This window comes from Variovorax sp. 01T439_2 (genome assembly GCF_056398445.1).
Genome location: NZ_JBFTPJ010001163.1, coordinates 1 through 2,974 on the forward strand (window position 1 = coordinate 1; position 2,974 = coordinate 2,974).

Here is a 2,974-nt window from a genome sequence, read left to right on the forward strand (position 1 = left end):
GCCCGGCTGTGCGCGGTGCAGGTCGGCCAGCGCCTCTTCCACCATGCGCTTGGAGCGCCCGTAGGGGTTGGCCGGCCTGCAGGGCGCGTCTTCCGGAATGGGCGAGTGGTCGGGTTCGCCGTACACCGTGGCGGACGACGAGAAGATCAGCGTCCGCACGCCCGCCTGCTGCATGGCCGAGGCGAGCACGAGGCTGCCGTGCACGTTGTTGTCGTAGTAGGTGAGCGGGTCGGCCACCGAGTCGCCCACGGCCTTCAGGCCCGCGAAGTGGATCACGGCCGCAAAGCCTTCTTCGCCCAGCACGCGGTCGAGCAGCGCCCGGTCGCGCACATCGCCCTCGATCAGCCGTGGCGCGCTGCCTGTGATCTGCCGCAACCGCTCCAATACCCGGATGTCGCTGTTGCCCAGATTGTCGAGAATGACCGGTGTGTATCCGGCGGCGGCCAGCGCGACGCAGGTGTGGCTGCCAATGAAACCTGCACCACCCGTCACCAGAACGCTTTTTGGGGCCATGAGAACTTTTGCTTGGTTGAATGGGCCGATTCTGTACGAGCTTTCCCGGGGCCGGTTTGCGCGCGCTCACTGCGCGGCCCTGTGCGAGAATCAATTGATTACATCTTTGCACGCGCTTCCATGCAGAACGAAGAGACAAGCTATCCCGGCATAGAAACCCAGACCGAAACGCTGACGCCCGTCGCGCCGGTCCGAAAACGCCCCAAGCCCGGGGAGCGGCGCGTGCAGATCCTGCAGGCGCTGGCCGCCATGCTCGAGCAGCCCGGCGCCGAGCGCGTGACCACCGCGGCGCTGGCCGCGCGGCTCGACGTCAGCGAGGCCGCGCTCTATCGCCACTTCGCGAGCAAGGCCCAGATGTTCGAGGGCCTGATCGACTTCATCGAGCAGAGCGTCTTCACGCTGGTGAACCAGATCCTCGAGCGCGAAGGCGCAACGGGCGCCCAGCAGGCCGCAAAGATCCTCACGCTGCTCGTGCAGTTTGCCGAGCGCAACCCCGGCATGACGCGCGTCATGGTGGGCGATGCGCTGGTGTTCGAGAACGAGCGCCTCCAGCAGCGCATGAACCAGTTCTTCGACAAGATCGAGGCCACGCTGCGCCAAGTGCTGCGCGGGGCGGCCGCCGCGGACGGCTCGGCCACCCCGAGCGTGGACGCGCAGGTGCGCGCCGCGGCGCTCACGGCCTTCGTGGTCGGGCAGTTGCAGCGCTTCACGCGCTCAGGCTTCCGGCGGGCGCCGTCGGAGTACCTCGAAGCCACGATCGCGCTGATCGTCTGAAACCTCGGGCGGCCTTCGGCGGGCCGCCTATCGAGGCGATAGCTCAATGTGATGCAGCAAGGCTGTATTCATTGACAAAATGCATGGGCCCCTACAACTCCAGAGGAAAGCCCACCCATGACCGACTCCCGCAAGCTCACCACCGAAAACGGCGCGCCCGTCGAGAACAACCAGCAGTCGCAGACCGCCGGCCCCGGCGGCCCCGTGCTGATGCAGGACCACCACCTGATCGAGAAGCTTGCGCGCTTCGACCGCGAGCGCATTCCGGAGCGCGTGGTGCATGCCGAACTCGGCTCGGCCGACACCGTGCGCGACCCGCGCGGCTTCGCGCTCAAGTTCTATACCGAAGACGGCAACTACGATCTCGTCGGCAACAACACGCCGGTCTTCTTCATCCGCGACCCGCTCAAATTTCCCGACTTCATCCATTCGCAGAAGCGCGACCCCTACAGCCACGTGCAGGAGCCCAACAACGCCTGGGACTTCTTCTCGCACTCGCCCGAAGCGACGCACCAGTTCACCTGGCTGTTCGGTGACCGCGGCATTCCGAAGAGCTACCGCCACATGGACGGCTTCGGCTCGCACACCTTCCAGTGGGTGAACGCCAAGGGCGAGGCCTTCTGGGTCAAGTACCACTTCAAGACCCACCAGGGCATCGAGACCTTCGTGGCCGAAGAGGCGCAGCGCGTGGGCGGCGAAAACCCGAACCACCACCACCTCGACCTGCTGCATTCCATCGAGCGCGGCGAATTCCCGAGCTGGAAGGTGCAGGTGCAGATCATGCCGGTGGCCGAGGCGCAGACCTACCGCTTCAACCCCTTCGACCTCACCAAGGTCTGGTCGCACAAGGACTATCCGAAGATCGACATCGGCATCCTCACGCTCAACCGCAATCCCGACAATTACTTTGCCGAGATCGAGCAGGCCGCGTTCAACCCGGCCAACTTCGTGCCCGGCATCGGCCCTTCGCCCGACAAGATGCTGCAGGGCCGCCTGTTCAGCTACGGCGACACGCAGCGCTACCGCCTGGGCATCAACCACACGCAGCTGCCGGTGAACCGCCCGCATGCGACCACGGCGCAGAACTACGGCCGCGACGGCGCGATGCGCGGCGACGGCAACGGCGGCCGCGGCCCCAATTACGAGCCCAACAGCTTCAGCGATGCGCCCAAGCAGAGCAACGAGCCGGTCTACGCGCCGCTCGAGATCCATGGCTGGACCGGCAGCCACCAGTGGCAGCAGCACCCCGAGGACAACGACTTCGTGCAGGCCGGCGACCTCTACCGGCTGATGGACGAAGCCGCCAAGGAGCGCCTGGTGAACAACATCGCGGGCGGCCTGGGTGCGGTGACGCGGCAGGACATCATCGACCGTTCGGTGAGCTACTTCCGCCAGGCCGATGCCGACTACGGCGCGCGGCTCGACAAGGCCATCAAGGCCGTGCAGGCCAGGCTCAAGGGCGAGGAGGTGAGCGTGCAGATCGGCAAGCCGGCGCACGACGCAAGCCGCAGCTGATCCACGGGCGGCAATGGGGTACCCAGGGTAGTGCGCGCGGCCGGGCATCGTGCTCGACTTGCCCGGTTGCGAAGCGTAGGATCAGCGCCCCCCTTGCCGCTGAGTCGCGGCGACAAGTTCCGTGTTCGTGTGGCTTCTGAACGGAGGTTCGTATGAGCTATCACCTGGAAGG

Annotated in this window: 3 protein-coding genes; 2 read left to right on the forward strand and 1 reads right to left on the reverse strand. The window is 66.1% G+C overall.

The features are described from left to right. Positions 1 to 513, reverse strand: a 513-nt coding sequence (locus tag AC1DOC_RS33075; protein ID WP_478131499.1) for an NAD-dependent epimerase/dehydratase family protein, incomplete at its 3' end; no start/stop codon positions are given. Positions 514 to 633: 120 nt separating this feature from the next. Here AC1DOC_RS33075 and slmA point away from each other — a divergent pair. Together slmA and AC1DOC_RS33085 are read left to right on the forward strand one after the other, a co-directional pair. Continuing rightward, positions 634 to 1,287: a nucleoid occlusion factor SlmA gene (gene slmA / locus AC1DOC_RS33080; RefSeq protein ID WP_478079167.1), complete on the forward strand. Its 654-nt coding sequence runs from the start codon at positions 634 to 636 to the stop codon at positions 1,285 to 1,287. Positions 1,288 to 1,404: 117 nt separating this feature from the next. Further along, positions 1,405 to 2,802, forward strand: coding sequence for a catalase (locus AC1DOC_RS33085; protein WP_478131500.1), 1,398 nt, complete (start codon positions 1,405 to 1,407; stop codon positions 2,800 to 2,802). Positions 2,803 to 2,974 lie beyond the last annotated feature (172 nt).